The organism is Caldithrix sp. (genome assembly GCF_056497305.1).
In genome coordinates, this window is sequence record NZ_JBSMDE010000009.1 from 1 (window position 1) to 2,731 (window position 2,731).

A 2,731-nucleotide genomic window follows, 5' to 3' on the forward strand; every position below is an offset into this window, starting at 1 on the left:
TTTTTTGAATGGCGATGGGTTCATTTTTTGGATAATAAAGGGTAAACACTTTTATGGTATCCAGCTTGCTCCGGATGCTTTGAAGAAAGGCTTCTCTTTCTTCACGGGCTGGCGGAAGAAATAATAAAGAATGGAACTCACCGATGTTCAGGATTTTTTCTTTGTTTTTCGCTGGACTCTCTTCGGTCACCATTTTATCTGAATTTTCTTCGACAACAGAGGAGACTTTGTTTTGTAGTTTAGTAACGATTTCCACATCCAGTGATCCCTGGTATAAAAATGTAAAAAATAATGCGGTAGCCATTAACACGAACAGAACAGACAAAATTACCAACCATTTATTTCTACTTTTCTTTGGTGGGCGAGGTATATTTCCTCCTGTCATGGAAGCTGGATCTTTGATTTTTAGCAACTGGATGGTAATATTATCGTGGCCGCCGTTTTGGTTTGCCTGCTGGACCAATTTTTGTGCAGCTTTATCCAGGTTGGATGTGCTATTAAGAATTTGTGCGATTTTTTCATCGCTCACCATATCCGTCAACCCGTCAGAACAGAGCAAAAAGATGTCGCCTTCTTTTACGGTTACCGGCGTAGAAGCGATTTCCGGCTCAGAGTTCAAATAACCGATACACCTTGAAATGCGATTTTTGTACTGGTGGTTTGCAGCCTGACTATTACTCAGCACGCCGCGTTTTACTAATTCGCCCACATAGGTATGATCATGGGTTAACTGGATTAATTGCTTATCGCGAAACAAATATAAACGGCTATCGCCAACATGGGCATAGAAAATTTCTGTGCCATTAAAAAGAACGGCAACCAGAGTGGTACCCATTTCGGCCAGATGTCGTTTTTGTGCCGAACGCTTACGAATCACTTCGTTGGCAAATTTTACAGAATTTACAAAGAATGAAATAGGTTCATTAAATTTCTTTTTAAAATATTCTCCGATGGCCTTTACGGCCAGCTGGCTGGCGATCTCGCCTCCTTCCACGCCGCCCATTCCATCGCACAATACCAGCAGCAACCAGTCTTCATTCTGAAATGCAGCATAATAGTCTTCGTTATTCTGGCGTCTTTTCCCCACATCTGATATATTAAACAGTTCGTAGTTTTTGACCATGGTAAATATCCTTATTTACTTTTATTAGTACCTTATTAACTCCACCTGATAGCCGATCGGGCCAAAAGACAACGTATCCCCATTATTTAAAGCGGCCTTTTGTACCCTCTTGCCATTAAGCCATACCCCATTGGTACTGCCCAAATCCACCACCACGATCTGCCCGTCATCATGTTCGATTAAGGCGTGTTCCCGCGAGACCTTTGGATTATTAATTTGAATTTGGCAGGAAGGTGATTTGCCAATTTTTATCGGATAATTTTCAATGATTATCGGCTGTTCATCTTTGCCATGCAAAACACAAACGGTGGGTAATCCTCTTTCTAAAACTAAAGTCCGATTAAGCTCATCGGTTTCACCGCTATCTTTTTCCTTTTTATTTAATAGTTGGCCGACATAATCCAGATTCTTGCGAAATTTTTGCAACTCACTTTCATACCAGCTTTCCTTCTCTCTGGCCTCGCGTTCCACCGCTTCAACATCCTTCTATTTACGAAAATAAATCCAGATTGCAAACCCCACGCTGCTTAAAATCATAAGTAAAATGGCAAGCATGCCCCACGTCGAAAATCTCTTGGGCGTGGTGATTACCCTTTCGCTTATGGTCCTCAAGGTATCATTAGCCGCATAAATTTCAATAGCCAGGGGGCCGCTTAAGCCCCCTGGTTCGCCTTCCAGATTGTATTGTACAACATAAAATGCGCTGATGTTGTTTTTAATCTGTTGATATGCCCTGAGGATATCCTGTCTTTTTTGGGGATGCTGGTAGGCGCCGGCTGTAAAATCCGATATTTTTTCCAGATTCTTCAGATAGATGGGATTCAATCTGGTATATCCGACAGAAAACACCTTTACCTGTTTACTGATAGCCTCTTCAATACAGTCATCAAGCGTATAGGCCAGCGAGCCATCATTTTTTCCATCCGAAAAAAGAATCAAAAAACGAAGTGGGGGGCTTTTGTATTGATCGAATACATTGATCGCTTTGTAAATGCCATAGTAAAGTTCAGTAAGGTTCTCTTTAGCCGTTAATTTTTGAACTTTATGGCGGATTAATTCATAATCCGTTGTAAAAGGTTGTAGCAGATAAAACTCATTTCCGAAAGCGCAAAGCCCGATTCGAATTGGCGGTTTTAACTTTTTTGTAAAATCTTTAATGGCCTGTTTTACTTCCCCAATCGGGTTTTTATTCATACTACCGCTGATATCAACACAAAAGAGAATATCTACGGGCTTTCCAGAATGGATATAAGGTTCAATAGAAAAGTCATCGATCTCTTCTTCGCCGATTTTAAGGGTCACGTCAGAACGCCGAATGACGGGCAAGCGATTCTCCGCTCCCCCTTGCAGGCGAAGAACCAACTGATCGGCCGGATAGGTGCCCGAAGGCTCTTGCACAATTTGCAGGTTAAGCTCCCCACTCCAGAGGATGGAAAATAACAATAAGCTAAAAACCGGCAAGATAAACTTCATGATGCTATTCAACCTTTACTAAATATCTTCAAAATAATCCTTTTGCAAAAAACTTTGCGGTCGCTCGTAACGAATAACACGCGTTTTGCTCAGGATATCATGAAAGGCGCGTTTTTCAGGATGAAAGCCACACAT

At 41.5% G+C, this 2,731-nt stretch carries 3 protein-coding genes; all 3 read right to left on the minus strand.

Annotated elements, in window-relative coordinates:
• Nucleotides 1–1,123: Stp1/IreP family PP2C-type Ser/Thr phosphatase (locus ACWB0I_RS00820; RefSeq protein WP_479386128.1), on the minus strand; the 1,123-nt coding region annotated here is incomplete at its 3' end.
• Between the two features lie 24 nt (nt 1,124–1,147).
• Nucleotides 1,148–1,594, minus strand: a complete 447-nt coding sequence (locus ACWB0I_RS00825; RefSeq protein ID WP_479386129.1) for an FHA domain-containing protein — start codon at nt 1,592–1,594, stop codon at nt 1,148–1,150.
• A gap of 15 nt (nt 1,595–1,609) precedes the next feature.
• The gene (locus ACWB0I_RS00830) at nt 1,610–2,596 is read right to left on the minus strand and encodes a vWA domain-containing protein (protein ID WP_479386130.1); all 987 of its coding nucleotides are present in this window, start codon (nt 2,594–2,596) and stop codon (nt 1,610–1,612) included.
• Nucleotides 2,597–2,731: the final 135 nt, after the last annotated feature.